The organism is Micromonospora sp. NPDC048905, from assembly GCF_040649655.1.
Taxonomy (GTDB): domain Bacteria; phylum Actinomycetota; class Actinomycetes; order Mycobacteriales; family Micromonosporaceae; genus Micromonospora.
The window spans coordinates 270,791-297,302 of record NZ_JBEZFV010000008.1 but is presented as its reverse complement, the minus strand read 5'-3'; the positions used below and the strand labels follow the sequence as shown (position 1 = coordinate 297,302).

Genomic DNA, 26,512 nt, shown 5'->3' with positions numbered 1-26,512 from the left:
CGGTTCGGTCCGGTCGGGTCCGGACCCCAGCGGGGAGGTCTGATAGGTGAGCACGGTCGTCGTGAAACGCCCGGCCCGACAGCCGGAGCCGGAGTACCCGTCCGGCGAGGTCCTGCTGGAGGCGCCACCCGAGGTGCCCGCGCCCAGCGGGCGTGCCTGGGGCCAGATGATGATGATGCTGCCGATGCTCGCTGGTTCGTTCGCGATGGCGCTGATGTTCGCCGGCCGAGGCGGCAGCACCCTCGGTTACGTCACCGGAGGCCTCTTCGGCCTCTCCGCGATCGGCATGCTCGGCTCCCAGCTCACCAACAACTCCGGCGGCCCGAGCAAGCAGGAGATGCTGCAGAAGCGACGCGAGTACATGACGCACCTGTCGCGGCAGCGCCGGCGAGTGCTCAAGACGGTCCAGAAGCAGCGCGAGGCGGCGTTCTACCGGCATCCGGACCCGGACGCGCTGTGGTCGGTCCCGCTCGGGCCACGGCTGTGGGAGCGCCGGCGCGGCGACGTGGACTTCGCCACCGTACGCATCGGTCTTGGCCCGCAGGAGCTGGCCACGCCGCTGGTTCCGCCGCCCGCGACGTCGCTGGAGAAGCTGGAGCCGATGTGCGCGCTGGCGCTGCGCCGCTTCCTCACCACGTACGGCGAGGTGCCGGATCTGCCGGTGACGATGGCGCTCAACGGGTTCGCCCGGGTCCACCTGCGCGGTGACGACGAGGCGGTCCGAGGGCTCGTCCGGGCGGTGCTCGCCCAGGCCACCGCGTTCCACGCGCCGGACGACATGCTCGTCGCGGTCTGCGTCGCCGCCGACCGGCGGGGCGCGTGGGAGTGGACGAAGTGGCTGCCGCACGCGCTGCACCCGAGCCGCACCGACGCGCTCGGTCAGCTCCGGCTGGTCGCGCCCTCGGTCACCGGGCTGGAGGCGATGCTCGACGACGTGCTGGCCAGCCGGCCCCGGTTCAACTCGTCCGGTGGGTCCCCCCAGTCGGGCGGGCCGCATCTCCTGGTCGTCATCGACGGCGGCGACACCGCCGGGTCGGACCACCTGATGACCGAGGGTGGCGTGGAGGGCGTCACCCTGCTCGACCTCTCCAACCCGGCGCCGCGGGTGCTGGACCGGGCTCGGCTCGTGCTGGAGGTGGGCACCGACGGCCAGTTGCACAGCACCACCGTGGATGGTCAGGCGGAGATCGGGCGGGCCGACGGGTGCCGGGTCGCGGAGATCGAGGCGCTGGCCATGCAGCTGGCCCCGCTGCGTCTCTCGGCCGCGTCCCGCGGCGGCGACGCCCCGCTCACCAGCGAGCTGGGCCTGGCCGAACTGCTCAACATCGGCGACCCGTACGAGTTCGACATGGAACTGGCCTGGCAGCCCCGGCCCAACCGGGACCGGCTGCGGGTGCCGATCGGGGTGGGCGTCGACGGGATCCCGGTCGAGTTGGACCTCAAGGAGTCCGCGCAGGACGGCATGGGGCCGCACGGCCTGCTCATCGGTGCCACCGGTTCCGGCAAGTCCGAGCTGCTGCGCACGCTGGTGCTGGCGCTCGCCGTCACGCACAGCTCGGAGAACCTGAACCTCGTCCTGATCGACTTCAAGGGCGGCGCGACCTTCACCCGGCTGGACGCCCTGCCGCACACCAGCGCGGTGATCACCAACCTGGCCGACGAGCTGCCGCTCGTCGACCGGATGACCGACTCGATCAACGGCGAGTTGGTGCGTCGGCAGGAGCTGCTCCGCTCGGCCGGCAACTACGCCTCGCAGCGCGACTACGAGAAGGCCCGGGCCGCGGGTGCTCCGCTGGCGCCACTGCCGAGCCTGCTCATCATCTGCGACGAGTTCTCCGAGCTGCTCACCGCCAAACCGGACTTCATCGACATGTTCGTGCAGATCGGTCGGGTCGGCCGGTCGCTCGGCGTACACCTGTTGTTGGCCTCGCAGCGGTTGGAGGAGGGCCGGCTGCGCGGCCTGGACACCCACCTGTCGTACCGGATCGGTCTGCGGACCTTCTCGGCGATGGAGAGCCGGGTGGTGCTCGGTGCCACCGACGCGTACGAGTTGCCCCGTTCACCGGGCCACGGCTACCTGCGCTTCGGCATGGAACCACTGATCCGCTTCAAGGCCGCGTACGTCTCCGGCACCTACCGCAGCAAGACGGCCGAGGCGGTCGCCGCCGGTGACGGCGAGGAGCGGGTGCGGGAATACAGCACCGCCTACGTCGCGCCGCCGGTTACCCGTAAGGCCCAGGAGACGACGCCGGAGCCGGTCGACACGGGCGGCGACAGTGTGCTGGACATCCTGGTCGGCCGACTCACCGGACGGGGCGCGCCGGCCCACCAGGTGTGGCTGCCCCCGCTGTCGGATCCGCCGACGCTGGATCAGCTGCTGCCGCCACTGACCGCCGACCCCGCCCGGGGTGTGACGGTGGCGCACGCCGGCCTGGTGGGCGAGTTGCAGGTGGCCGTCGGCATCGTCGACAAGCCGTTCGAGCAGCGGCGGGACGTGCTCTGGTTCGACCTGGCTGGTTCGGCCGGCCACGCGGTGATCGTGGGCGGTCCGCAGAGTGGCAAGAGCACCGTGCTGCGCACGATCGTGACGTCGCTGGCGCTGACCCACACACCGCGGGAGGCGCAGGTCTACTGCCTCGACCTGACCAGCAACGCGCTCTCCTCGCTACGCGACCTGCCGCAGGTCGGCGCGGTGGCGACCCGTCTCGATGCCAGTCTGGTCCGCCGGACCGTCGCCGAGCTGCAACTGCTGATGGGCGAACGGGAGCGGCGGTTCGGCGAGCGCGGGGTCGACTCGATGGCCGCGTACCGGCGGGCCCGTCGGCACGGCCAGCACAACGACGACCCGTTCGGCGACGTCTTCCTTGTCATCGACGGCTGGTCCAGCATCCGGTCCGAGTTCGAAGATCTTGAGCCGACCATCAACGACATCGCCAACCGCGGTCTCTCCTTCGGCGTCCACCTGATCGTCACCGCGGGTCGCTGGATGGACCTGCGTCCCGCCGTTCGGGACGTCTTCGGCACCCGGCTGGAGCTCTGGCTGTCTGACGCGGGCGACTCCGCCCTGGACCGTCGGGCCGCGATGAACGTGCCGGAGAAATCACCCGGCCGAGGCATCACCGCCGATGGGCACCAGTTCCTCGCCGCCCTGCCCCGCACCGACGGCGCGCAGGAGGCGGACACCCTGCCCGAGGGGTCCCGCAAGCTGGTGAACGACCTGGCCGGCGCCTGGCAGGGGCCGGGCGCGCCGCCGATCCGCCAGCTCCCGCCGGTGGTCCCGCACGGCAGTCTGCCGGCCACCGGTCGCCCCGGGGTGCCGGTCGGCATCGCCGAGGTGGACCTGCAACCGGTGCACCTGGACTTCGCCGCCGACCCGCACTTCCTGCTCTTCGGCGACAGCGAGTCCGGCAAGAGCACCTTCCTGCGGGCGCTGGCACAAACGATCGTCGACCGCCACGAGCTGACCGAGGCCCGGCTGGTCATCGTCGACTACCGGCGCAGCATGCTCGGCGACATCACCAGCCCGCACCTGATCGGGTACGGCTCGTCGGCCCAGCTCACCGAGAAGATCATCACCGAGGTCGCCGCGGTGATGCGGGACCGGATCCCTCCCAACGACGTGACGCCGGACCAGCTGCGGGCACGCAGTTGGTGGAAGGGACCGGACCTCTACGTCCTGGTCGACGACTACGACCTGGTGTCGAGCGCGGGCAGCAACCCGCTGACGCCGCTGCTCGAATTCCTGCCCCAGGCCCGGGACATCGGCCTGCACCTGGTCATCGCCCGCCGCACCGGCGGTGCGAGCCGGGCGCTGTACGAGCCGGTGCTGATGCGGATGCGGGAAATCAGCACGCCGGGCATCGTGATGTCCGGTAACCGGGACGAGGGCGTTCTGCTCGGCACCGTCCGCCCCGGGCCGCTGCCACCCGGCCGAGGTTGGCTGGTCACGCGGCGGGAGGGCACCCGGCTCGTGCAGTTGGTGAACCTTCCGTCGCGAGCCTGACCACACTACGGGGTTGCCCGATGACGCTACCCTCGGCCAGAGTGGACTGTGAATGTCGCGGCTCGGGACACAGCCGCGGTGTCGGCATGTGGACGAAACGGGGAGACAGATGGGCGACGAGTGGCTCGTCGGCGAGGACATCGACGTCGACATCCAGCAGCTGATCGACTTTGCCAAGGCCATTGAGAAAGAGCTGAACGAGCATTTCAAGCCCAGCTTCGAGAACGGTGTACGCCCCATGCTCACCGTGCAGGCGCCGTTCGGCGCGGGTGGGATGAAGGAGGGCGCGTTCTTCCGTGTCCGGCACGACGACAGTCGCGTGGCGGTGGGGAAGATGCTCGGTGACGCGATGAAGGGTCTGGTGTCGCTGCAGATGGCTGCCATGTCAATCGCCAGCGAATACCGCACCGGAGACGCGTTGGCCCAGGCCGACACGGACGACATCTACAACGCCTTCACCGCCGTCGATGGTCAGAAGACGCTCGACGACCTCTGGCGGCAGGGCGACGACAAGAAGACCTCGGACCCGGCGAAGGCGATCCCGCCGGAGGTCCTGGATCCGGAGGCTTACTTCGCCCCGGAAGCCAATAACAGTCAGGATCCGGAGGCGACGCCGGAAATCGACAAGTCGGAGACCATCGGCGAGGGCACCGGCGCCTATACGGTCCAGGGCGACAACGAGCAGATGTACGGCGACCAGGTGGCCCGCCCGGACCTGCGGTCCTGATGGTGGGCGGGGAACGGGACGCGGAGGAGCGGGGATGAGCGACAAATACTACGGATGGACGCCGAGCTACACCCCGGGTTACACCGGCGTCCCGGACGACTATGCCGCGGATCGGGCCGCCGGGGCCGCACCGTACGAACCCACAGCCTGGGACGGGCTCACGATCGAGACCATGTGGGAGCAGGCCCGCAAGGAGAGCGACGAGCGCACCGTCGCCCTGGCCGAGACCTGGCGGCGGACAAGCGTTCTGTTGCAGACGACACGGGAAAACCTCAAGCGGCACGCCGACTCGCTGGACGCCAAGTGGCGGTCACCGGCGGGCCGGGTCTTCATGGGCAAGGTCGGCGCTGCCCTCCACTCGCTTGACGAGTGGAAGGACGTCGCCGACAAGACGGCCAGCGGTCTGGAGCAGATCGCCAGCAAGATCCAGACGACGCAGACCGAGATGCGCAAGCTCTGGCTGGAATACAAGGCAGAGCAGGAGAACCAAGCCCGGCAGCGTAAGGAGGATGCCGAAAGCACCTCGCTGGGCGACATCTTTGGATTGAACAACCCCAAAACGGTCTCCGATGTGCAGAAAGAATTCCACGAGCGGGCGAAGAACATCGTCAAGCCGCTCGCGGACCTCTACATCGACGTCTACATCTCGAACATCTCCCGCGGCGGCACCTACAAGGGGCCGACGAACGCAGTCGTCATCAACCCGTCCCAGATCCCGCGTCCGTCTCGCCCGAAAGGACCGGTCGGGCCGGGCCCGGCGGCAGTCAACATGACCGCTGACGGGCGGATCCGCCAGGACCCGCCCAACCGGCCCGACGCGCCCAACCGGCCCGACGCGCCGAACCGGCCCGACGTGACAGCCCTGCCCACCCCAACGCCTCCGCCGGACGGCCTGCCCGACGGTGTGGGGCTCGCCGGCACCATTACCGCCCCTCCCCCGCCGCCGGGGCCGCCGCCCGTGGCGCCGCCGGTCACCGGCACGCCAGGAGTTCCGCCCCCTCCGACGCCGGTGCTGCCGGGCGGCCTGGGCGGTCCGCGTCCGAACGCGCCGAACACCGGCGGTCGGCCCGGCACCCCCCGCACCACGCTGCCGGGAGCCGGCGGTCCCACCCCGGGCACCCGTGGCCCGGCACCGAGCCGACCCACCCTGCCCGGCGCGAGCAACCCCGGCGGAAGCCCGCCCAGGCGCGGTGCCGCGCCTGGGCGGCCCACCCTGCCCGGCGGTGGTGGCAGCCCGGGCGGGAGCCCGGGGAAGGGCGCCGCGCCGAACCGACCCACCCTGCCTGGCAACACCGGTGCCGGCCGGCCGGGCGGATCCCGTCCCGGCGCGCCGGGGCTCGGTAACCGGTCGGCCCCGCCGGCCAGTCCGCGCCTGCCGGGCAGCACCGCCGGTCCCCAGCGCACAGGAGGCACTCCGGGCCGACCGGCGTCGCCACCGCCGAGCCTCGGCGGCCAGCGCGGCGGCTCTCCGGGTGCGGCTCGTCCGGCCACGCCGAGCACCGGCGGCACTCGTGCCGGTGGTGGCCCGCTCACCCCCGGCAAGGGCGCCCGTCCGGATCTCACCGGTCGCGGCGCGGCGCGTCCGGCTCCCACCACCGGGCCGGCGCCGTCGCTCGGCGGTCGCCGGGGCGGCCCGGCTGTCCCCGGCCCCCGCCCCGGAGCGCGCCGGGCGGAGGACGAGCAGGAGACCTGGGAGTACGGCGAGGGCGACGACGAGCTCTGGACCACCGACTCGGCCGCGGTTGGCACCATCGAGGCACCAACGGAGCACCGACCGCAGCAGCAGGGTAAGGCGCTCGGTCAGGGTTGACACACGGACGGGCCGGTCACCACACCATGGGTGGCCGGCCCGTACCATGCGGTGACCGTCCAACCGGCCGCTCGACGGCCCACAGAGGAAGGTACGCGCAGATGCGCCTCGTTCCCCGTCCGGCGTCCGCAGTGGCCGCACTGACGCTGAGCGTCCTGGCTGCCCTGGTCGTCCCGGTCGCGCCGGCACACGCCATCGACCGCAAGGACGCCTGGTACATCGACGCCCTTGAGCTGACCGAGATGCACAAGATCACCCAGGGTGAGGGCATCACGGTCGCCGTCGTCGACACCGGTGTGGACGCCAGCCACCCGGACCTGAAGAACAACGTGCTTCCCGGCGTGGACTTCTACGACGACAAGAGCAAGGGACATGAGGACCGGCACGGGCACGGCACCGCGATGGCGTCCCTGATCGCCGGGCACGGGCACGGCTCGGGTGGCAGCGAAGGCGTGCTCGGCGTCGCACCGAAGGCCAAGATCCTGCCGGTGACCGTGCAGGGTCGCGAGGGTGTGTCGATCATCGAGCCGGTCGCGATCGCAGCCGGGATCGACTGGGCGGTGGATCACGGCGCCGACGTCATCAACGTCTCGCTGAGCAGCTCCAACAACGTCGACCTCGACAGAGCGGTCAAGCGGGCGTACCAGAAGAGGGTGATCGTCGTCGCCGGCGTCGGCAACGAGAAGGACGTGATCATCGGCAGCCCGGCCAACCACCCCGGCGCGATCGCGGTGACCGGCACCGACCGCAACGGGCAACTGAGCAAAATCGCCCACATCCCGGCCGAGGAGACCGACCTCGCCGCGCCCGCTGACGACCTGTACGCCGCGGAGCGCAACGGGGGGTACAAGATGGCCGGCGGGAGCAGTTCCGCCACCGCGCTCGTCTCCGGCGCGGTCGCCCTGGTCAAGGCGAAGTACCCGGACCTCAAGTCGTACGACCTGTTCAAGCGGATGATGGAGACAAGCAAGGACGCCGGCAAGCCGGGTCATGACCCCGACTACGGTTGGGGGCTGCTCAACCTGCGCCAGGCGCTGACCGGTGAGCCGGACGGCCGTAACAGTCGTAGCCAGGCGGCCGAGGAGCCCGAGGCCGACCCGACCCTGGCCCGCCCGTCCTCAAGGGAGTCGAATAACAGATACGGCACCTTGGTGCTCCAGTTGGCAGTCATACTCGCCGTCCTCGGCCTCGTGGCGACGGCGGTGGTACTGATCTTGCGGCGGCGGCGCCGCAAGCGGACCCTGGCATCCTCGGCAGAGGTTCCCACCCCGGTCGGGGCAGCCACCGCCACCGGTACGCCGTACCCGCCCGCCCCACACCTGCCATCCAGCGGAACGCCGTACCCGCCGGCACCGCACCTGCCAGCCAGCGGTACGCCGTACCCGCCTGCGCCGCACCTGCCAGCCCCCGGAACGCCGTACCCGCCGGCACCGCACCTGCCATCCAGCGGATCGGCGTACCCGCCCGCACCGCAGCCCCCGGCACCAGCCCCGGGCGTGCCCCCGCAGGGCGGGCAGTCGACCCACCCGACGGAGCCGACCGGTGAGGCCGGCTGGCGTCGGCCGGGCACCTGACGACCAACGGAGACGAGATGTCGACCCTCCCGCCCGGTGCCGTACCTCCTCCCGGCGCCGTGCCGCCGCCCAACCCCGTACCGCCGCCGCAGATGGGGGCCGTATCCCCGCCTGCCGGACCGTCCGGTGTGCCGGTGCCGCCCACAGCCGGGCGGCGGCCGGCGGCGGTGATCGCGGCGATCCTGCTGATGGTCCCCGTGGCCGTCACCTGGCTCGTCGCGGGCATCGCCTTCTTCGTGGCGATGATGAGGGCCGAGGGCGACGGCGTGTTCTTGATCATCATCCTCGCCGTGGTGGTCCTCGCGCTCTGCCTGCTGCTGGTGTTCATGACGGTGGTGGGGATGGTCTTCACCTGGCGCGGGCTGGGTCCCGAGGGTTTGCGGGTGCCGGCCAGTTTCACTTTCGGGCTCTTCGCCGTCTTCCTGGTCGGCCTACTCGTGACGGGCAAACTCGACTTCCAGCCGACGATGGTCACGCCCCTGGTCGTGGGCGGGCTCGCCGGGGTGGCGCTCGTCCTGCTGAAGAGTCGGCAGGCCAAGGACTGGTTCGCCGGCAATCGACGCTGACAACCGGCGTGGAAGCCGCTCCGCGGTCAGGTCGGCAGCCAGCGCCCGGTGGCCGCGTCGAAGCGGGCCAGCAACTCGTCCCGGCCGTCGTGGTGGAGGCAGTGCAGGCCCGTCCCGTCCGGCACGACAAGCGACTCCATTCGCGGCTGGCCGCGCCCCCAGTCCTCGGGCGTGTCATGGTTGGGCTCCCACCGCAGCACGGCCGTCCACTCGTCGGACTCCGCGAACGGCGAGCCCTCGCCGAGCAGGCCGAGGCGCCGGTAGAGCCGGGCGGGGGTGTCCCGGCCCGGGCCGGCCCAGGCGTGCACCAGCCCGGCGGCCCGCTGGTAACCGTCGTCAAGGTAGGACGGCAGGTACCGGTGCGGGATCACCAGTTGCAGCCGGATCGGCAGGTCCGGGTCCGGATCGGGCTCGTCGTCCTCGTCCGGCGGCGTCCGCTGCGCCGGTACGCCCACCGTGGCCGGCTCGGCGTACGCGGCCGTCTCCAGGTGCTGGCGCTCCCCCTCGGCGGCGTCGGTGACCACCCGCCGTAGCTGACCAAGCCAGTCCCGGAGGGTTCGGACGGCCTCGCCGGGCAGCGTCGCCGCCAGCGGGGTGTCGGGGTTGAGCAGGAGCTGCCACGACGGGTCCGGCCACTGCTCGGCCAGGTGGAGGCTGCTGACCGCGACCAGGTCGAGGTCGCCGAGGGCCTGTCGCAGCCGCACCTCGGCGGTGAAGACCGGCAGGCAGGGCTGCCCCTGCTCGTCGGAGAGGCACAGCCACGGAAAGTCCGGATCGGACAGGTCCCTCGACTCGGACCCCCCGGGCCGCAGCGGCACCAGCAGCTCCGTGCGGAGCAGCGCCGCCATCAGGGCGTCCGGTTCCTGCCCGGCGATCGCGTCGCGCAGGTCTCGCTCGGCCTCGAGAGCGGGACCGGCGATCACGTGCAGCTCACCGGCGGTGACCTGCACGCCGATCGGCAGCCCGGCGTCGACCGCGAGCAGCCAGTCGTCGTCCGGCCAGCCGCTTGCCAGGTCCTGGACGCTGAGGGCGCGGTAGCTGACCGACTGGCCGGGCAGGCAGGCGGCGATCGCCTCGGGTGAGGTGAACGCGATGACGTGGGTCCGCCCGTCGTGCCGGCCCGTCGGCCAGGCCATCGGCGCGCGACCGGCCGCCGCCTCCGGTGACACCGGCAGCAGCAGCGGAGCGCCGGCCAGCGTCGCCAGGAGCGTGTCCCGGTCCGCGGCCTCGGCGGCGGCCAGCAGCGCACCCTCCGTCGGCGTCGCCGGCCGCCAGTCGATCACCACGTGCCGTCCTGGCGTACCCGGCGGGGTTGCCGGCCCAGCACCAGCGCGGTGATCGCCTCGTCGACGTGCTCGCCGAGGAACCAGTCACCGCCGTGGTCCAGCACGAACACCCGACCCTGATCGTCGATCGCGAGGATGCCGGTGCCGTCGCCCTCCTCGCCGATCGGTGTGAGCGGCGCCCCGATTGCCGCGGCGAGCGCGGCGAGGGTGTCCACCGACTGGCCTACCAGGAACGGATCCAGGTGGAAGGGGCTGGGCGCGATCTGTTCGCCGTCGCCCTGCGGGCGCACCAGCAGGCCGCCGAACTCGGCGTACGTCTCCACCGCGGCCCGGACGACGGTGTGCTGCCGTCCGTCCGGCGCGGCGCTGGCCGCCAGCCGCAGCGCCCACTGTCGCGCCCGGTCGTCGTCGCGGCGGCCCGGAACCCAGCCGGCAACCTCAAGCGTCTCGGCCACCAGGGATGGGAAGCGGTCGTTCATCCCAGCGCCTCCACGCCACACCAGTCCAGCAGCGCCGCGCACGAGCGGCAGGGCGGCTGCACCTCACCGTGGCGGGGGTCGCCCTCCTCCCGGACCCGGGTCACCCGCACCTTCGCCCCCCACAACAGCGCGCGGGCCCGGGCCGAGCTGATCGGCCCGCCGTCGGCCTCGGCCGCGTAGAGGCGGTCGGAGAGCAGCACGACCTCGGCGCACCAGCCGGCGAACCGCTCCCGCTGCCCGGTCGGCAGTTCGTGCAGGAACCGCCGGATCACCGGGTGCAGGTCGGGTGCCAGGTCACCGCGGACCGACGTGTGCGTGTGGACGGTTCCGTCGACCAGCAACGCACCCGCGGCGAGCGGCAACATCCGGGTTTCCGCCATCCGTCCTCCCGCTCCTGGTTCCGGCACTGCGTGTGAACCCGAGCCTAACGGCCCACCGCCGCATCGATCGGCCCCGCCATCGTGCACGATCGCCGGTCGCGACCACGGGGGCTCCCCCCGTGTCGACCGCCTGGGATATCGTCGGCCTAACCCTTCCGCTGCCGTATGAAGCCGGAGCCATGACGCGCACCCTTCTCGTCTCCCCGGACCAGCCCGGCGCGTACCCCACCATCGGTGACGCGCTCACGGTGGCGGACGACGACGCCGTCGTCTCGGTCAACCCCGGCACCTACTACGAGGCGTTGTTCGTCAACGACCGCGCGATAACCATCGTCGCCGCACAGGGCGCCGGCACCGTCACCATCGACGCCTCGTCCGGGGCGTACCCCACGGTGTCCTGCAACTCGGGCCGCCTGGAGCTGCGTGATCTGGTCCTCAAGGCCGGCGACGCACCTGTCGTGGCCGTGGACCGGGCGACGCTCAGCATGACCGGGTGCGAGCTGAGCGCCGGCTTCGGCCCGGCCGTCTCGGTGGCCAGCCGGTCTGAGTTCACGTTGACCCGCTGCCGGGTCACCGGCGCCCGCTACGGGCTCGTCGTCGAGGATTCCGACGGCACCGTGGACGGGTGCGAGTTCAGCGACCTCAGCGAGGACGGCATCATCCTCCGGATCGGCGCCGCCCCGACGATCCGCACCAGCACGATCACCCGTTGCGGCAGCCGGGGCATCTACATCTACCAGTACGCCCGGCCCACCATCGAGGCCTGCGACATCTCCCATACCGGGCACGCTGGCGTCGCGGTGGTGCAGCAGAGCGCCCCGGTGCTGCGTCGGTGCCGGATCCGCGACACCCGCGGCCCGGCCGTCTCCTTTGCCCGTGGCTGCCACGGCACGGTCGAGGAGTGCACCACCGAGAACACCGCGCAGCCGGCGATCGACGTGGCCGAGGGCGCCACACCGACCATCGTGGAGGGCACCACCAGCCGGCGGGCCACCTTCGGGGCCGAGGCGGCCCAGGCCAGCACCCAGCAGGACACCAAACGCACCGAGAAGCTGCTCGCCGACCTTGCGGCCATGGTCGGCCTCGAGTCGGTGAAGGAGGAGGTGCGTGGGGTCATCGACGAGATCCAGGTGAACGAGTGGCGGCGCAGCGCCGGGCTGCCGGTCGGCACGGTCAGCCATCACCTGATCTTCGCGGGTGCCCCCGGCACCGGTAAGACCACAGTGGCCCGCATCTACGGCGAGCTGCTCGCGGCGCTCGGTGCGCTGCCCGGCGGGGCCTTCCGGGAGGTGTCCCGGCGCGACCTCGTCGGCCAGTATCTCGGCCACACGGCGGAGAAGACGGCCGCGGCGTTCGACACGGCCCGAGGTGGGGTGCTCTTCATCGACGAGGCGTACACCCTCTCCCGCTCCTTCGGCAGTGGCGGCGACTTCGGCCAGGAGGCCATCGACACGCTTGTCAAGCTGATGGAGGACCATCGCGACGAGATCGCTGTCATCGCCGCCGGCTATACCGGGGAGATGCTCCAGTTCCTCGACGCGAACCCGGGTCTCGCCTCCCGCTTCGCCAAGACCATCGAGTTCGGCAACTACAGCCCCGAGCAACTGGTCATCATCGTGGAGCGGATGGCCGGCGGCGACGAGTACCTGCTCGGCGACGGGGTCTCCGATCTGCTTCAGGCGCATTTCGCCACCATCGAACGGGACCAGAACTTCGGCAACGCCCGTGAGGCCCGCAAGCTCTTCGAGGGTGTACGTAAGGCGCAGGCGCAGCGGCTGCGCCAGTCCGGTCAGCGCCCCAGCCTCGACGAGCTGCGGACCGTGACGGCGGCCGACATCCGTGCCGCGATCGGTCGCTGAGCGGTGCCGGCCCAGGTGAGGAGGGACGTGCGGTGACGCATCCGGGTGCGGCACGGCCGGGTGAACCGGGTTGGCAGCACCATCCGGGTGCCCCACCGGCGCAGCAGATGCCACCCGGGCAACGGGTGGCAGCACCGCAGCAGACCGGCGTACCAGCGCCCCCGCCGACGGTGAGCTGGGCGGGCGGCGGCCCGGGGCAGACCCAGGCTGCGCAGCGCGGGCAGGGCCGGGCGGCGAGCGGGACCACGTACACCACTCAGGTGGCCGCCGGCGCACGGGCCGCGACGGCCGCGCAGACGACGAGCGTCGCGCCGGCCGCGAGGACTGCCGCGGCTCCCTCCGCCGCCGCTGACGTCCCGGCCACCGCCGCGGGCGAAGCCACGGCCGAAGCCGCAGCCACCCGGAGGGTGCGACCGTTCCAGCGCGGGCTCCGGGTCGGTGGCGTGAACGTCGCCCAACTGCTGGCGTGGCAGGTAGGGGCGGCGGCGGTGCTCACCGCCACCCCGCACGGCGTGCCGCTCACCGCCGCGGTGGCCGTCGTGGCGGTGCTGCTGCTCGCTCCGACGGTGATCCGGTTCCGGGGCCGGTGGCTGCACGAGTGGCTTCCGATCTGGTGGGGCTTCCGGGGGCGGCGCCGGCAGCTCACCGGCACCGACGCGGAGCCGGCCCTGCGCCTGTTGACCCACCTGGAGCGTGGTGTCGAGTTGGAGATCGTCGAGATCGACGACCAGCCGGCCGTGCTGCTGACCCACGGGGGTGGGCTGAGCGCCATCTTCGAGGTCGACCCGACCGAGGGTGCCCTGCTGATGAGCGCTCCGCAGGCGCTGCCGTCTCCCGCGGCACTCCTACCGGCGGTCGACGAGAAGGCACCGCCGGTGGTGGTGCAGTTGCTGATCCAGGTGACGCCGGCACCACGTGCCCGCTCCGGCGCGGCGGCGGTCAACCGGGCGTACCGGGAACTGACGAACGGTGAGGTGCCCGCCAGCCGGCAGGCGTGGGTGGTGCTCCAGGCCGCGCGGACCCCCGATTTCCACGCCGACCACGACCTGCGCCCGACGCTCCTCGCGGTGATCCGGCGGACCCGGCGGCAGTTGCGGCAGGAGCGGGTGGCCGCGCGGATGCTGAACCGGGACGAGGTGCTCGTCGCCGTCACCACCCTCACCCACCTGACCGGTGGGGCACCCAGCGGGACGGGTGACCAGATGCTGGCCCGGGAGACCTGGCGGGCCTGGTCGACCCGGGGCGCGCAGCAGAGCTGCCACCGGCTGCTGGACTGGCCCCGCGAGCCGTGGGAGGTCGATTCGTTGCTGCGGGGGCTCCCCGCCGCCGCCAGCGTGGTGTCGATCGCCGCCACCCGGCCCGACGGCGACGACCTCGCCGTGGAGGTGGCCTTCCGCCTGCTGGGCGCCGATCCGGCCGCACTGGCCGCCGCCGACCAGGCCCTGCACGAGGCGATCCGCCGCCATGGCGGCCGTCTGCAACGACTTGATGGCGAGCACGCGCACGGCGTGGCCGCCACGCTACCGCTCGGAGGTTTCCTGCGGTGAAGAGCGTCGCCTTCCCCGGCAGCCGGATGGGGTTGCACCGCACGGACACCGCCTCGGTCGGTGGCCTGCACGTGGTCGCCGGGGGCGGCGGCCTCGTCGTCGGTCGCAACCGGCAGCAGGAGCCGGTGGGGCTGCGTCTGTTCCGCGCCGAACCGACGCGGTTGATGCTGACCGGCGGCGTACGCTGCGCCGAGCTGCTCGCCTTCCGTGCCCTCGGGATCGGCGCCCGGCTGTTCATCCAGACCGCCCGCGAGCAGGAGTGGGACGCCTTCCTGCGGCGCTGCGTCATCGGCCGGGAGATCGCCTCGTTCCTTCCGCCGGGGGTCCCTCCGCCGACCGCGGCCACGCCGACCGAGCCGCAGCTCGTCGTGATCGACACCGGCCCGGTGACCGCCACCGACACGGGCCTCAGCGCGCCGTGGCGGGCCACCCTGGTGGTGCGCGACGATCTGAGTGGCTACGACGTCGATGTGCTGGTCCGCAGTGACATCGTGGTGCTCCAGCGGCTGACGGGGGCGGAGGCAGCGACGGCGGCGAACGCGTTGGGGCTGGTGAGCGTACAAAGCTGGTTCGCCCAGCTGCACCCGGAGATGATCGGCCTGATCACCAAGGGCAAGGTGCAGTGGGTCATGCTCAGCATGACTCCCACCGAACACCAGTTGATCGGTCCCGTCGCCCGCACCGGCTGATCGTCCGGCCGCCACCCTCAGCCGTCGGCCGGCCCCTGGTGTCGTTCCCGCAGCGGTCGGGCCGCCCACTCGGCGGCCAGTTTCTGCGGGTCACCGGTACGGAACAGCGGTGGCTCGTGCAGCAGGAAGTCGCGGTGGCTGATGTTCCAGGCGTACGCCCCGGCCATGGCGAAGGCCAACACGTCACCCACGCCGATCGGCCCGGCGGTGGCCGACCGGGACAGCACGTCCTTCGGGGTGCAGAGCTGCCCGACCACGGTGACCGGTCCTCCGTCGGTGCGCGGGCCGTCGAGGCCGTGCCGCGGGTGCACGGTGAAGGGCTGCGAGTGCCCCTTCGCCGCCGGTGTCCGCAGGTGGTGGGTGCCCCCGGCCACCACCACGAACCACTCGCCGTAGGAGCGCTTCACGTCGATGACCTCGGTGAGGTACGCCCCGCAGTACGCGGTGACCGACCGGCCCGGCTCGATGCGCAGCCGCACCCCCGGGTACGCGTCGAGGACGTCGGTCAGTGCCCGGCCGTAACCCACCCAGTCGAATCGCGTCGCCGGGTCGGTGTAGTCGACGGCCATGCCCCCGCCGACGTCGACCTCGGCGGCACCGACCTCGGTGACCGCCCACTCGACCACGGCGGCGGCGACCGCACCGGCGAGGGACGCGTCCAACCCGCTGGCCAGGTGGGCGTGGATCCCGCGTACGTCGATGCCGGCGGGCGGGTGGCGGGCGCACTCGACCGCGTCGGCCGGGTCCATGCCGAACGGGCTGGGTCCGCCGCCCATCACCAGGCTCGCGCCGGGCGCGTCGACCGGCAGGTTCACCCGCAGCAGCACCTGTGCCGAGGTGCCCGCGGCGGTGGCCAGCGCGCCGAGTCGCCGAAGCTCGGCGGGCGATTCGACGTGGATGCGGTGCACCCCGGCGGCGAGGGCGGCGACCAGGTCCGCGTCGGTCTTGCCCGGCCCGGCGTACGCGGCGGGCGCCCGTCCCGGCAGCACCTCGGCCAGTCTGCGCAGCTCGCCGCGGCTCGCGGCCTCGAACCCGTCGACGACCGGGGCGAGGGTACGCAGCACACCGGGGTCCGGGTTGGCCTTGACCGCGTAGAGCAGCTCCACCGGCCGGGGCAGCGCCGCCCGGATGGCCCGGGCCTGCGTGGCCAGCGCGTCGAGGTCGTGGACGTAGACGGGTCGGGTCACCGTGGCCCGCCCAGCGGGTTGGGCACCGGCACGAACGGCGCGGCCCGGTCCGCGTCGCGCCGCCACCGGACCAGCAGGTTCGCCTTGGCCAGCAGCGGCTCACCGTTCAGCAGCGCGCGCAGTTCGGGTGGATCGTCGAGGTCGGCGGCGACGGCCTCGACGACGGCCCGCAGCTCCTGCCACAGCCGCCGTTCGATGCCCGGTCGCGCGTCGGCGAGCGCCCCGCAGATGCCACCGAGGTGATTGACGAACAGGCAGTAGACGATCCGTCGGCGGGCGTCCACCCGACCGTAGCGGACCTGCGCGGGAACGCCGTCCGGCCAGGTCGCCCACCGGTCGGCGTCGAGTTTCACCCCCTCCAGGTCGCGCAGCAGCATGCGTACCGGGTGGCGGTCGCGGTCGAGCACGACGACCACGTTCTGCAGGTGTGCCTCGTGCACGACGCCGTGGTTGAGCCAGCAGCGCAGCACCGCCGGCACCAACAGCCCGAGGTACGCCCGCCACCAGGCCATCGGATCGGGTGTCACCAGTGGCGTGGCGGCCAGCGCCGCCGCCAGCACCGGGGTGTCCCCCGGACGCAGGTGCGGGCGCAGGCCGGTGCGCAGGATCGTCCCGTACGCCTCGTCCGGACCGGGTACGTCGACCGTGCGGTAGGCGGGTTCGGTGAGCAGCCCCACCCCGTCCGGCATCGGCACCCGCGCCAGCAGGTCGGTCAGGGCCACCGCGCCGGTGAGTTCGTAGCGGGCGTTCTTGCGCAGGCAGTTGGTGATCCGTACGTGCAGGCTGGTCTTGACGAACAGGTCGGCCGCCGGGGCGTAGAGGGTTCGCACGCTCGCCGTCGGCCGCACCGGCACGCCGGCCTCGCCCAGGTCGCGCAGCCGTGGGTGGGTCGGCGGGAGCAGTGCGAGCTGCCAGGGATGCACCGGCAGGACGCGGTGCCCGCGCGGGGGTCGGGGCGGGTCGAGGGCGGCCACGAGCGCGTCGAACGGCCCGGCGCCGACGGCCAAATCATCCGGTACGGCGAGCCAGTGCAGCCGGAACGAGGTGCGCAGCTCCGGGGCGTACGCCCGCCAGCTCTCCGGGTCACCGCTGCGCCACTTCGGGGTGGGATGGTGCGGGTGGCCGAAGACCAGTGACTGTTCGGAGTCGACGTACGCGTCGATGGCCGGGTCGCCGGTCGGCGTGGGGTTCTCGGCCGGGCGGTCGGCCAGCAGCCGGGCCACGGTGTCCCGGCTGGCCTGGACCTGCTCGACGAACTCGTCGTTGGTCAGGCCGGTGCGGGTGGTGAGTTCGGCGGCGACCAGGCTGGCGAGCCCGTCCGCGTCCAGGTCGACCCACCGTCCGCTGTCGGTGCGCCGCTGCACCGGACCGGCGTAGCGGTGCGCCCCGAGCGGCGAGTGTCGCGCGACCCCGCAGCGCAGCGTGACGTCGAGGTGCCGCAGCAGCTGATGCGCGGCACCGTCGACAATTGTCGGGCCACCGTCCGGCGTGGCGAGTTCGCGGACCAGACAACCGAAGACGGCATGGGCGGTGGCCAGGTCGGCGAGCTGACCGGTCTCGGTGGCCGGGCGGGAGCGCAACTGGGCGCTCGTCATCGTGTCTCCCGGAGGTAGTTCGGGCCGGTACGCCGGTAGTACTTGTTGATGTCGGCGCAGCCCAGCCGCTGTTTGGGCAGCAGGGTGCCGGCGGTCAGCATCGCCTTGATGGGCAGGTGGGCGGCCCGCAGGACCCGGTCGGTGAAGGTTCGCGCCGCTGGTCCGTCACCCCACCGGTCGCGGGCGGCGGCGAGCCGGGGTGCCAGCGCCTCGGCGGGTGACGGCACGGGCAGCCCGCGCGCGGCCAGCGCGAGCAGGGGTGCGGCGGCGGCCAGGTGCAGGGTGATGGTGATGAACACGTCCGCCAGTTCCTGCGGGTCGCGCGCCCACATCCGGTCGTCGTCGAGGGTCAGCCCACCCGGGCCGCCGTGCCGCGCGTCGAGGCGGGCACCGTCGTTGTCCTTGTAGAGCAGGCCGACCGTGCCGTCGGGGTGCACCAGCAGGTGGATGTTCTGCGGGTGCGCCTCCAGCGCGATTCCGTGCCGGAGCCAGAGGAAGACGTGCCAGTCGAGCAGCAGGTCCAGGTAGGACTCCAGCAGTGCCCCGGGCCGATCGGGGCTGATCCGTTCGAGGACCGTGCCCGCGCTCGGGTCGGGTGCGGCGAGGGCCGCGACCGGCACCACGTAGACGCCGGCCAGGTCACCCGGGAATCTGCGGAGCAGGAAGCTGCGCCGCTCGTCGCCCCCGACGTGCGCCCAGGTGCTCTCGTCGACGTGCCGGATCCGTCCGGCGAAGGTGGGTTCGGCGTTGGCGATCCGGCCGAGTAACGCGGCGACGGCCGCGCCGTCGGCGAGTGAGTCCGGGCGCAGCGTACGGCGGTTGCGGGCGCCGAGGCTCGCGGTCGGCAGCGGCAGCTTGAGGTGCAGGTACGGGTCGAGGTCGAGCGCCACCGTCCGCATGGAGAGGGTGGGCCGTACGGTGATCGCCGGCAGGTCCGTGACCGGTAACGCGTCGCGTTCCGCGGTGATCGGGTGCGCCGGCAGCAACAGCTGGTCCGGTCGTCGGGCGCGCGGCCACCAGGACGGGAGTTCACCGGTGAGCCGGACGTCCTCGGTGGGGACGGCGTACCAGCGCAGCGCGAAACGCGGGGCGTGCTCCGGGGCGTACCGGAGAAGGTCGTCGTCGCCGAGACCGTGCCGGCACCGGTCCGTGGGGTAGACGGGGTGCCCGTGGTGGGCGGCGAGTACGTCGTCCAGGAGGGCCGCCGGCAGACCGGTCGGGGTGCTCGGGCGCGCGGCGGCCACCTCGGCGAAGACCCGTGGTCGGTGCCGGGCCGCGAGCCGGCGGGCCCGCAGGTCGGCGCGGCACTCGGCGCTGAAGTCCCGCCAGCCGGTCGCCGCCTCGGCGTCGTCCCGGGGGGCGAGCAACGTCAACAGCCCGGCCAGGGTGTCCGTCCGGTGGGTGGTGCCGTCGGCCAGCACCAGCACGGTCGGAGCGGCGCTGCGCAGGGCCTGCTGGAAGCCGTCCACCCGCACCGGGATGCGCAGCAGGCCGGCGGGGTGCGGCACCTGCCACCAGTCCGGCCCGTCCGGGCTGCCGGTGCTGAGCAGGCCGAGGTGGTCCTCGCGCAGCAGGGCGTCGAGCACCCGGGTGAACACCTCCCGCTCGCAGTCGTCGCTCACTCGACGATGGTCCACTGGAGCTCGCTGCGGAAGGCGGCCAACGACGTCTGGACGCTGTCCCGGTCCGGGCCGATCGCGTGCAGCACGGCCAGATAGTCGCGATTTGTGCCGGTGTGCTCGGCGAAGCGGCCCACCGGGCGCAGCGGTCGGCAGCCCAGCCGGACCTCGCCGTCCCCGGTGTCCAGCGGGCCCGGTGCGGCGGTGAGCCGGCCCGTCCGGGCCGCGCAGACGTACTCGACCTGGGCGTACCTGTCGACGGTGGCGGGCAGACCCAGGGCGGCCACCGGCTCGCCGAGGTGCAGCCGGATGACCTGTTCGAACAGCGGCACGCCGAGCAGTTCGGCGAGGATCAGGTCCATCCGGTCGCCGATGAGGCGGTAGTTCACCTCGATGAGGCGGACCCGGCCGTCGCCGGCGACGACGTACTCGGTGTGGCAGGCGCCGAAGCCGACCCCGAGCGCGTCGAGGCACGCCCGCAGTTGGGTGCTCGCCGGCTCGGTCGGGGGTGACCAGGAAAGGCTCTCCTCGGTGAAGGTGGGCGGCGGGCCGAGGCCGGTCGCCCACCCGCCGAGGGAGGCGAGATCCGTGTCGTCACCGAGGGTTTCGAATGTCCGCAGTTCCCCGGCGAGATACTCCTCCACCACCAGGGCCACCTCCGGCCGCCGGCCCCGGATCTCGGCGACCCGGGCGACCAGCTCGGTCCGGTCGACCACCAGGTACGCGTCCTCGCTGGCCACCCCCTCGCGGGGTTTGACCACCGCGGGGAACATCCCGGCCGGCACCTCCGGCGCGGTTCCGGGGTCGACGGTGATGGTACGGACCAGATCAAGGCCGGCGGCCGCGATCGCCCGTCGGGCCGCGGCCTTGTCCTTGCAGAGACGGGCGGCGTCCGGGTCCTTGCCGGGCAGGCCGAGCTTTCGGGCGGCGATCGCGGTGGCCTCCTGGAGATGGTCGCTGTTGGACAGTAGCGCCACCGGCCGGATCGGTGCCGTCGCCGCGACCACCGCTGCCGCGTCCCGGACCGCGCAGCGCGTCACCGGCGCGTCCGCGGGCCATTCCGCGGGCCGGTCGGTCAGCACCGTGGCCGACAGCCCCAGCGACGCCGCCGCCGGGAGGAACCCTTCCAGGACGGCGTCGGTGGGGTTGAGCGCGGTCAGACAGATCCTCATACCGCCTCCGTGGACTACCCGATGCCATGATTAGGGTAGCCTACCCTTATTAGACGGATATGGTGCGGTCTGTCCAACCTGGTCGAGATGCACCACGAACTGCGGTCACGCCACCGCCCGCACCGCCTCCGCCGCCGGCTGCTCCGTTGCCGGATCGGCGACGGGACCCGGCTGCTGCGGGAAGCGCCGCTGGTGGGCGAGGCCCAGGGCGACGCCGGCGGCCACCAGCACGATGGCCGCGACCGCGACCGCCGGGTAGCCGACCCGCGCGGCGGCCGCGAGACCGACGGACCCCGCCACGAACGAGCAGACCAGGCCGAACGACGACAGGACGGTGAAGTCGGTGCCGCCGGTGTCGGGTCGCGAGTAGTCCATGTTGACCGTGTAGAGCACGACGTTGGCGACGGTGTAGGCCACCATGAAGCAGCAGAGCGCGGCCACCGTGCCCACCAACGGCGCACGGCCGTTCATCAGCGGCAACAGCAGCAACGTCGACACCGTGAGGGTCACACCGCCGACCACCAGCACCCCGCTGCGCCCGAAGCGACTGACCCCGAACCCCGCGACCAGGCCCGCCACGATGGCCGGAGCGCTCGTCACCACGCCCGTGACGACGCCGATCCGACCCAACGACCAGCCCGCGTCGACCAGGGCCGGCGTCACCAGGGAGTACGCCATTCCCGCGCCGACGTAGACCAGCGGCACCACGCCGAAGGTCCACCACCGGCAGCCCGGCTGGCTGAACACCGACAGCAACGCCCGGTAGGCCGTGCCCACCCGGGCCACCCGGTCGGTCCGCGGCGGCTCCCGGAACCGCCACACCACCAGCAGGCCGACCGCCGTCATCGCGACCAGCAGGCCGATCGCCGGTGCCCAGCCGAACTGGTCGTAGACCAGGACGCAGGCGCCGCCGCCGAGCAGGTTGCCGAGGTAGCTGGCCGCGACCTGGATGCCGTTGCCGGTGCCCCGAGCCGACTCGGCGAGCATCCGGACGGCCACGGCGTCCACCGCGATGTCCTGTGTGGCGGAGAAGAAGACGTACGCGGCGCAGATCGCGACGATCGGCCCGAGCGCGTCGGCCGGATCGGTGAACGGCAGCAGCGCCAGCAGGGCGAGCACCAGGGCGCTCTGGAGCACCAGCAACCAGGACCGGTAGTGGCCACGGTGCCGCGAACCGTACCGGTCGAGGATCGGCGCCCAGAGGAACTTGATGGGCCAGATCAGACCGACGATCTGCAACAGCGCCAGGGTGTCGAGTGAGGTGCCGCCGTCGCGCAGGATGGCGGTCAGGCCGACGGTGATGAAGCCGACGCCCAGGTACTGGGTGACGTACAGCGCGGTCAGCGTGCCGAGCCGGCCCTTCATGCGGCTTTCCAGTAGCCGAGGGAGGTCAACCGGTCCTTGTCGACGCCCAGCGTCCGCCGGATGTGCCGGGTGATGCCACGGGTGCTGGCGGCCTCGCAGGCCACCCAGTAGTGCGCCGCGCCGCTGGCCGGCAGAGCCGCGCACACCGTTTCGACGAGGTGTTGACCATCGTCGCGCCGCGGCACCCAGGTGACGTCGTGGTGCTCGCGGGTCCGCAGCGCGAGCGCCTTCTCGCCCTCGTGGGCGTACTCGAGCCAGACCGTGGCCGGGATGTCGGCGCCGGCGTCGAGCAGGCTGTTCACCGCGGGCAGCGACGCGGCGTCGCCGACCAGGTAGAGGTGGTCCGGCGCGGGGTCGGGCAGTTCGAACGCGCTGCCCTGGACGGTCGCGGTGATGGTGTCGCCGACCTGGGCCGTGGTGGCCCAGCGGGCGGCGCAGCCGTCGTGGATGGCGAATTCGAGCGTGAACCGACCGGTGGCCGGGTCGGGGTCGACAAGCGTGTACGCACGCTGGTGAGCCCGCCCGTCGTTGTCGAACCACAGCCGGACCCACATCGTGGGGTGCACCCCGCACGCCTCCAGCAGGCCACCCCCGTCGAGGAGCAGCCGCTGATAGTGCCCGTCGACCGACTCGGTGCCCAGCACGGTCAACCGAAAGTCCCGGCCGCCCATGGCCTTGAGGACCAGGGCCTCCCAGTTCCGTTTCACGCACCCCTCCAGGTAAGGTCATCCTTGGTTAGGGGAGGTTAACCTAAGTCGCGCCCCGGATGGAACAGAGGACAGCGCCCGATGACACACCTGGGAAAAGTCGCCGGTCTTGGTGAGTTGTCGTTGCTGGCCGTGGACCCCGACCGGCACGCCCCTCTTCTGCACGACTGGGTCACCCGACCCCGCAACTCCTTCTGGGGCATGGGCGCACACACCCTCGACGAGGTCCGCGACATCTACGCCTTCGTGGACAGCCTGCCGACGCACCACGCGTACCTGATCACGGTCGACGTGGAGCCGGTCGGTCTCTTCCAGACCTACCAGCCCGAGGCGGACCCGGTCGGCGAGCGCTACCGCGTGCAGCCCGGTGACATCGGCATGCACCTGCTGCTCAGTCCCGACCGGCGGATCGTCCGGGGCCTCACCAACGCCGTCGGGCCGGCCCTTGCCCGCTTCCTGTTCCGCGACCCGGCAGCCCAGCGGATCGTCGTCGAGCCGGACGTCCGTAACCACCTCGCCCTGCGCCGGCTGGAGATCGAGGGCTTCACCTTCGACTCGGAGATCGACATGCCGGACAAGCGTGCCCAGCTCGCGTTCCTGACCCGCGACCGGTTCGCGGCGAGGCACCCGACGCCGGCCTGATCACCACGCCGGCGGCGGCGTCAGCTGTTGGCGTTCCAGAAGCCGACGAGGGTAGCGGTCCACCAGCCGATCTGGGAGAGGGTGGCGGCGACGACGCCGGGAAGCAGGGCGGACCAGGGTGGGCGACCGTCCACGGCGGCGAGCCGGTCCCGGACCCGGCCGAGGAACAGCCCGTTGACGCTGACCACCAGCACCGCGAGCAGCTTGACCCAGACCAGCCCGGACGACGTGTCCGGACCCAGGGCGGCGCCGCTGGCGAGCAGACCCACCAGGCCCAACCAGATGAGCAGGTGCGCACCGCGTGCGGCGGTCAGCACGGTGCCGAGCGGTTCCCGGCGCAGCAGCCACCGGAGGCTGAACCAGTCCACCGTCAGCACCGCCCCGAAGCCCACCACGAGACAGGACAGGTGGCAGAAGAGGGCAACCATCCGCCAACCCGGGGAGAGGGTGACGTGTGGCGCGGCGAGGACCGCGAGCAGCCACCCGACGCTCACCGTCAGGATCGACGCGGTGACGGCGGCGCGCCCGGCCGCGCGACGATGGCCACCGCGCCAACCCGCCGTCGGTGTCGAGGCGGACGCGACGGGCGGCGACGTTCTCCGGGTACGGTGCGTCGCACGCCGGGCCGGGTGGGAGATGTCCGACGTGCCGGCCCGGTGAGCGGGACGGGACGCCCGCGACGAGGGGATGTCGGCCCGAAGGTCAGCTGCCGGCATCGGCCGGCCCGGTGGGCGTCACTCAGTCGACCGGTGCGGCCTGGGCCGCACCGGGCCGACCGTCCAGGGCGGTCAGCTCGGCGGCCCGCGCCTGCTGAATCCGGCCGGCGAGCGCCTTCAACTCGGGGCTCCCCCCGGCCGTCTGTTCACCCCGGCACAGCACCACGGTCTGCGCGAGGTGCGCCCGGAGCAGAGCAGCCGCCCGGGACGACACCTCGGCGTCGGGCGCGCCGCGCACCTCGGCGAGACTGACGTCGGTGACCATGCCGGGCATCTGATGCCCCTCGTGGATGTTCAGTTCCGGAACGTTGCCCGCGGCCAGCAGCCCCCGGAGGTCCCGCAACTCCGCCCGATGCGCCTCCCGGACGTCGTCGAGGAGTGCCCGCAGCGACGGGTCCGCGTCCGCCGGCCGGCTGTCGAGGTGGTCGATCAACGCGAGCGCGCCCTCGTTCATCGGGATCAGCAGCTGGATGAAGGCGTCATCGGTGCCGTTGAGCAGCACGGGCGCGGTCGCCACCGGAGCGGCCGACGGGGTGGTGGGAGGGTGGTCGGCGCTGCCCCAGCCACGGGTCAGACCGACGGCCAGCGCCGTCGCGACCAGAGCCACGGCGACGCCGACGATCCGCCCGGCGGGGACGGTGGGCCGGGGGCGGTCGCTGCCGATCTGGTGCTCGTCCATCCGTTCGCCCTCGCTCACCGGGCGGCTTGGAACGCGCGGCCGACGACTGTCGCCTGGGTGCCGTCGCTGAACAACCCGGAGCGGTCCTGGTCGGTGGCGGGCAGGCCGAACCAGGCGTACCGCTGCACGTAGGACAGTCGACCGAGCATGGCGGTGGCCGCGGTGAGGAAGGCCGCCTGCTGCTCCTGACTCGGGAACTGTTGACGGCCCCCGTCGAAGCGGATCAGGGCGAACTCGGTCAGCCAGATCGGTTTCTGGTACCGCTGGTGGACAGCCTGCAGATACTGCCGGAGTTGGTCGACCGCGGTGGCGCTCGCGAAGTCGGCGCCGAACCAGTGCAGCGTGATGAAATCAACCCGGTGGCCCCGGGCCTCGGCGCCGGTCATGAACCGGTCCAGCCAACCCTGCGGATCCGGCGCGCCCCACGCCACCGCCGGGCTGCCCAGCCTGCTGCCCGTCGCCATCAGCTGCGGCCACAGGTCCAGCGCCTGCTCGACTGTCATGTTCGCCTGCTCGGGCAGGTCCGGTTCGTTGAAGGTGAGCAGATCCGGCCCCGCCGCCTTCGCCCGCGCCAACTCGGCGGCGGTGACGTTCTCCGCGCCACGGATCATGGGCACGAACGTCACGCCGCGCGGCGTACTGATCCCCGGGTGCTGGGTGCCCCACGTGTAGTACCAGCCGGCCTTCGAGTTCGCCAGCGCCTGACTGGCCCCGGCGAAGTTCCACACCCCGACGCCCTTGCGGGCGGAGCTGACCGCCGGGACGACCGGGGCCTTCGACGGCGGTCGGACGCTCGGCGACGGCGCGGCGCTCGGCGAGGCGACGGCGGTGGGCGCCGCGGACGGCGGCGCGGCCCACGAGGGTGCGGGTGGATCCTCCGGCAGGATCACCACCACCGTGGTGATGGCGAGAACCGCCGCGGCCACCCCGGCGGCGAGGGAGGGCAGCAGGCCACGGGGCCGGTTCACCGCGAGGTCGACGGCGCTCGGGCCGCCGCCCGCATCGGTGGGCACACCACCGGCTGGACCCGGCCCAGCCGTCGGCGGGTGGGGCGGCACGGCCGGCGCGCCGGCCGACGGCACCGCCGCGCTCGGCAGATGGGCGCTGAGACCCGTCGGCAACGGCAGCATCGGCAGTCCGGCGAGCAGCCGGTCGATCGGCAGCAGGGTGGATCCCAGCCGCCCGCAGAACGCGCAGTCGCGGACGTGTCGGGCCAGGCGCTTGCGCCACAACGGGCTGGGGGTGCCGTCCCAGTCGACGGTCACGGCCTCCAGGTCCGGACAACCAGGGCGGGCACGCAGTGCGCGGACGACGGCGCGGGCGCTCTGGATCTGCTCCTTCATCCGGTGGATCCGCACGGCGACGTGTCCGGGCGACAGGCTGAGCGCGTCGGCGACCTCGTTCCGGGTGATCTCGCCGGTCTCCTCCAGCCACCAGAGCGAGAGCAACTCCTGGTCGTCCGGGTCGAGCCAGCGGGTCGCCTCGGCGACCTCGCGTCGTTGGTCGGTGAGACCGAGCCGGAGGATGGTCATGCCGGCGAAGTCGGAAGCGGGGTCGGGCACGTTGTGGATCACGTCGAGCCCGGCGTCACGGTTGAGCGCGACACGTCGGCGCTGTTCCCAGTCGCGCACCTGGCGAATGGTGATCGCTACCAACCAGGACCGGTACGCCGCCGGGTCGTTGAGCGCGGGCAGGTGCCGGATCACCCGTACCAACGTCTCCTGGACCACGTCGTCGACGTCGGCGTGACCGCGCAGCGCACGCCCGACGATGTTGTAGACCAACGGGAGCGAGGCCGCGACGACGTCGTCGAGGGCACGCTGTTCGCCCTGTCGGGCCGCGACGACCAACCCGACATCGGGTAGCGCTCGACCGGCTGACGGCATGGCTGTCACTCCTCAGGTGCTGAT

Annotated in this window: 20 protein-coding genes and 1 pseudogene; 9 read left to right on the top strand and 12 right to left on the bottom strand. The window is 72.5% G+C overall.

The features are described 5' to 3' along the window. The first annotated feature begins 46 nt into the window (after nt 1-46). The 5 genes and pseudogenes from eccCa to AB0C01_RS22670 all read left to right on the top strand — a co-directional run bounded on the left by eccCa (nt 47) and on the right by AB0C01_RS22670 (nt 8,680). Nucleotides 47-4,003 (top strand): type VII secretion protein EccCa, encoded by a 3,957-nt coding sequence (eccCa, locus tag AB0C01_RS22690; protein WP_357240926.1) that lies wholly within the window; start codon nt 47-49, stop codon nt 4,001-4,003. Nucleotides 4,004-4,112: 109 nt separating this feature from the next. Then, nucleotides 4,113-4,730 carry a hypothetical protein gene (locus AB0C01_RS22685; RefSeq protein WP_357240923.1) on the top strand — a complete coding sequence of 206 codons (618 nt, stop codon included), beginning with the start codon at nt 4,113-4,115 and terminating at the stop codon, nt 4,728-4,730. 34 nt (nt 4,731-4,764) lie between these two features. Then, complete coding sequence (locus AB0C01_RS22680; protein WP_357240920.1) at nt 4,765-6,540, top strand: hypothetical protein; 1,776 nt, start codon at nt 4,765-4,767, stop codon at nt 6,538-6,540. A 101-nt stretch (nt 6,541-6,641) separates the two neighbouring features. After that, a pseudogene (mycP, locus tag AB0C01_RS22675) lies at nt 6,642-7,778 on the top strand (type VII secretion-associated serine protease mycosin); the annotation flags it as partial. A 353-nt stretch (nt 7,779-8,131) separates the two neighbouring features. Beyond that, entirely contained in the window at nt 8,132-8,680 is a 549-nt protein-coding gene (locus AB0C01_RS22670) for a hypothetical protein (RefSeq protein ID WP_357572052.1), read from the top strand. Nucleotides 8,681-8,706: 26 nt separating this feature from the next. Here AB0C01_RS22670 and AB0C01_RS22665 read toward each other — a convergent pair whose 3' ends face one another. Genes AB0C01_RS22665 through AB0C01_RS22655 form a run of 3 tightly spaced genes read right to left on the bottom strand, consistent with a single transcriptional unit; the run spans nt 8,707 to nt 10,852 of the window. Continuing rightward, nucleotides 8,707-9,966, bottom strand: coding sequence for an SseB family protein (locus tag AB0C01_RS22665; protein WP_357572051.1), 1,260 nt, complete (start codon nt 9,964-9,966; stop codon nt 8,707-8,709). Beyond that, nucleotides 9,960-10,445, bottom strand: coding sequence for an SUKH-3 domain-containing protein (locus AB0C01_RS22660; protein WP_357572050.1), 486 nt, complete (start codon nt 10,443-10,445; stop codon nt 9,960-9,962). The genes AB0C01_RS22665 and AB0C01_RS22660 overlap by 7 nt, the downstream gene beginning before the upstream one ends. After that, entirely contained in the window at nt 10,442-10,852 is a 411-nt protein-coding gene (locus tag AB0C01_RS22655) for a YwqJ-related putative deaminase (RefSeq protein WP_357240908.1), read from the bottom strand. The genes AB0C01_RS22660 and AB0C01_RS22655 overlap by 4 nt, the downstream gene beginning before the upstream one ends. 152 nt (nt 10,853-11,004) lie before the next feature. Here AB0C01_RS22655 and AB0C01_RS22650 point away from each other — a divergent pair, with 152 nt between their 5' ends. From AB0C01_RS22650 to AB0C01_RS22640, 3 genes are read left to right on the top strand one after another with little or no spacing between them, the layout of a single operon-like run. Further along, complete coding sequence (locus AB0C01_RS22650) at nt 11,005-12,684, top strand: right-handed parallel beta-helix repeat-containing protein (protein ID WP_357240905.1); 1,680 nt, start codon at nt 11,005-11,007, stop codon at nt 12,682-12,684. A gap of 32 nt (nt 12,685-12,716) precedes the next feature. Beyond that, a complete protein-coding gene (gene eccE / locus AB0C01_RS22645; RefSeq protein WP_357572049.1) occupies nt 12,717-14,231 on the top strand; it encodes a type VII secretion protein EccE in 1,515 nt (504 codons plus the stop codon). Further along, a complete protein-coding gene (locus AB0C01_RS22640; protein WP_357240899.1) occupies nt 14,228-14,920 on the top strand; it encodes a hypothetical protein in 693 nt (230 codons plus the stop codon). The genes eccE and AB0C01_RS22640 overlap by 4 nt, the downstream gene beginning before the upstream one ends. Before the next feature lie 17 nt (nt 14,921-14,937). Here AB0C01_RS22640 and AB0C01_RS22635 read toward each other — a convergent pair whose 3' ends face one another. From AB0C01_RS22635 to AB0C01_RS22610, 6 genes are all read right to left on the bottom strand, one after another. Continuing rightward, nucleotides 14,938-16,107 carry an alanine racemase gene (locus AB0C01_RS22635; RefSeq protein WP_357572048.1) on the bottom strand — a complete coding sequence of 390 codons (1,170 nt, stop codon included), beginning with the start codon at nt 16,105-16,107 and terminating at the stop codon, nt 14,938-14,940. Further along, nucleotides 16,104-17,702, bottom strand: a complete 1,599-nt coding sequence (locus AB0C01_RS22630; protein ID WP_357572047.1) for an IucA/IucC family protein — start codon at nt 17,700-17,702, stop codon at nt 16,104-16,106. The genes AB0C01_RS22635 and AB0C01_RS22630 overlap by 4 nt, the downstream gene beginning before the upstream one ends. After that, the gene (locus AB0C01_RS22625) at nt 17,699-19,324 is read right to left on the bottom strand and encodes an IucA/IucC family siderophore biosynthesis protein (RefSeq protein ID WP_357572046.1); all 1,626 of its coding nucleotides are present in this window, start codon (nt 19,322-19,324) and stop codon (nt 17,699-17,701) included. The genes AB0C01_RS22630 and AB0C01_RS22625 overlap by 4 nt, the downstream gene beginning before the upstream one ends. Next, a complete protein-coding gene (locus AB0C01_RS22620; RefSeq protein ID WP_357572045.1) occupies nt 19,321-20,493 on the bottom strand; it encodes a siderophore biosynthesis protein in 1,173 nt (390 codons plus the stop codon). Before AB0C01_RS22620 ends, AB0C01_RS22625 begins: the two co-directional genes overlap by 4 nt. A 105-nt stretch (nt 20,494-20,598) precedes the next feature. Continuing rightward, entirely contained in the window at nt 20,599-21,858 is a 1,260-nt protein-coding gene (locus AB0C01_RS22615; protein ID WP_357572044.1) for an MFS transporter, read from the bottom strand. Beyond that, nucleotides 21,855-22,565, bottom strand: a complete 711-nt coding sequence (locus tag AB0C01_RS22610; RefSeq protein ID WP_357572043.1) for a siderophore-interacting protein — start codon at nt 22,563-22,565, stop codon at nt 21,855-21,857. Before AB0C01_RS22610 ends, AB0C01_RS22615 begins: the two co-directional genes overlap by 4 nt. 81 nt (nt 22,566-22,646) lie before the next feature. Between AB0C01_RS22610 and AB0C01_RS22605 the strand changes: the two genes are divergently transcribed. After that, nucleotides 22,647-23,207, top strand: coding sequence for a GNAT family N-acetyltransferase (locus tag AB0C01_RS22605; RefSeq protein WP_357572042.1), 561 nt, complete (start codon nt 22,647-22,649; stop codon nt 23,205-23,207). 20 nt (nt 23,208-23,227) lie between these two features. Here the strand turns inward: AB0C01_RS22605 and AB0C01_RS22600 are convergent, their stop codons facing one another. From AB0C01_RS22600 to AB0C01_RS22590, 3 genes are all read right to left on the bottom strand, one after another. Next, complete coding sequence (locus AB0C01_RS22600) at nt 23,228-23,701, bottom strand: hypothetical protein (RefSeq protein WP_357572041.1); 474 nt, start codon at nt 23,699-23,701, stop codon at nt 23,228-23,230. Between the two features lie 244 nt (nt 23,702-23,945). Next, the gene (locus AB0C01_RS22595) at nt 23,946-24,602 is read right to left on the bottom strand and encodes a DUF305 domain-containing protein (protein WP_357572040.1); all 657 of its coding nucleotides are present in this window, start codon (nt 24,600-24,602) and stop codon (nt 23,946-23,948) included. Between the two features lie 14 nt (nt 24,603-24,616). Next, nucleotides 24,617-26,488 carry a sigma-70 family RNA polymerase sigma factor gene (locus tag AB0C01_RS22590; protein WP_357572039.1) on the bottom strand — a complete coding sequence of 624 codons (1,872 nt, stop codon included), beginning with the start codon at nt 26,486-26,488 and terminating at the stop codon, nt 24,617-24,619. Between the last annotated feature and the right edge of the window lie 24 nt (nt 26,489-26,512).

Coding starts and splice junctions, on each gene's coding strand:
- AB0C01_RS22685 (WP_357240923.1), top strand. CDS start 4,113: ATGGGCGACGAGTGGCTCGTCGGCGAGGACATCGACGTCGACATCCAG.
- AB0C01_RS22680 (WP_357240920.1), top strand. CDS start 4,765: ATGAGCGACAAATACTACGGATGGACGCCGAGCTACACCCCGGGTTAC.
- AB0C01_RS22670 (WP_357572052.1), top strand. CDS start 8,132: ATGTCGACCCTCCCGCCCGGTGCCGTACCTCCTCCCGGCGCCGTGCCG.
- AB0C01_RS22660 (WP_357572050.1), bottom strand. CDS start 10,445: ATGAACGACCGCTTCCCATCCCTGGTGGCCGAGACGCTTGAGGTTGCC.
- AB0C01_RS22650 (WP_357240905.1), top strand. CDS start 11,005: ATGACGCGCACCCTTCTCGTCTCCCCGGACCAGCCCGGCGCGTACCCC.
- AB0C01_RS22630 (WP_357572047.1), bottom strand. CDS start 17,702: ATGACGAGCGCCCAGTTGCGCTCCCGCCCGGCCACCGAGACCGGTCAG.
- AB0C01_RS22620 (WP_357572045.1), bottom strand. CDS start 20,493: ATGAGGATCTGTCTGACCGCGCTCAACCCCACCGACGCCGTCCTGGAA.
- AB0C01_RS22615 (WP_357572044.1), bottom strand. CDS start 21,858: ATGAAGGGCCGGCTCGGCACGCTGACCGCGCTGTACGTCACCCAGTAC.
- AB0C01_RS22605 (WP_357572042.1), top strand. CDS start 22,647: ATGACACACCTGGGAAAAGTCGCCGGTCTTGGTGAGTTGTCGTTGCTG.
- AB0C01_RS22595 (WP_357572040.1), bottom strand. CDS start 24,602: ATGGACGAGCACCAGATCGGCAGCGACCGCCCCCGGCCCACCGTCCCC.
- AB0C01_RS22590 (WP_357572039.1), bottom strand. CDS start 26,488: ATGCCGTCAGCCGGTCGAGCGCTACCCGATGTCGGGTTGGTCGTCGCG.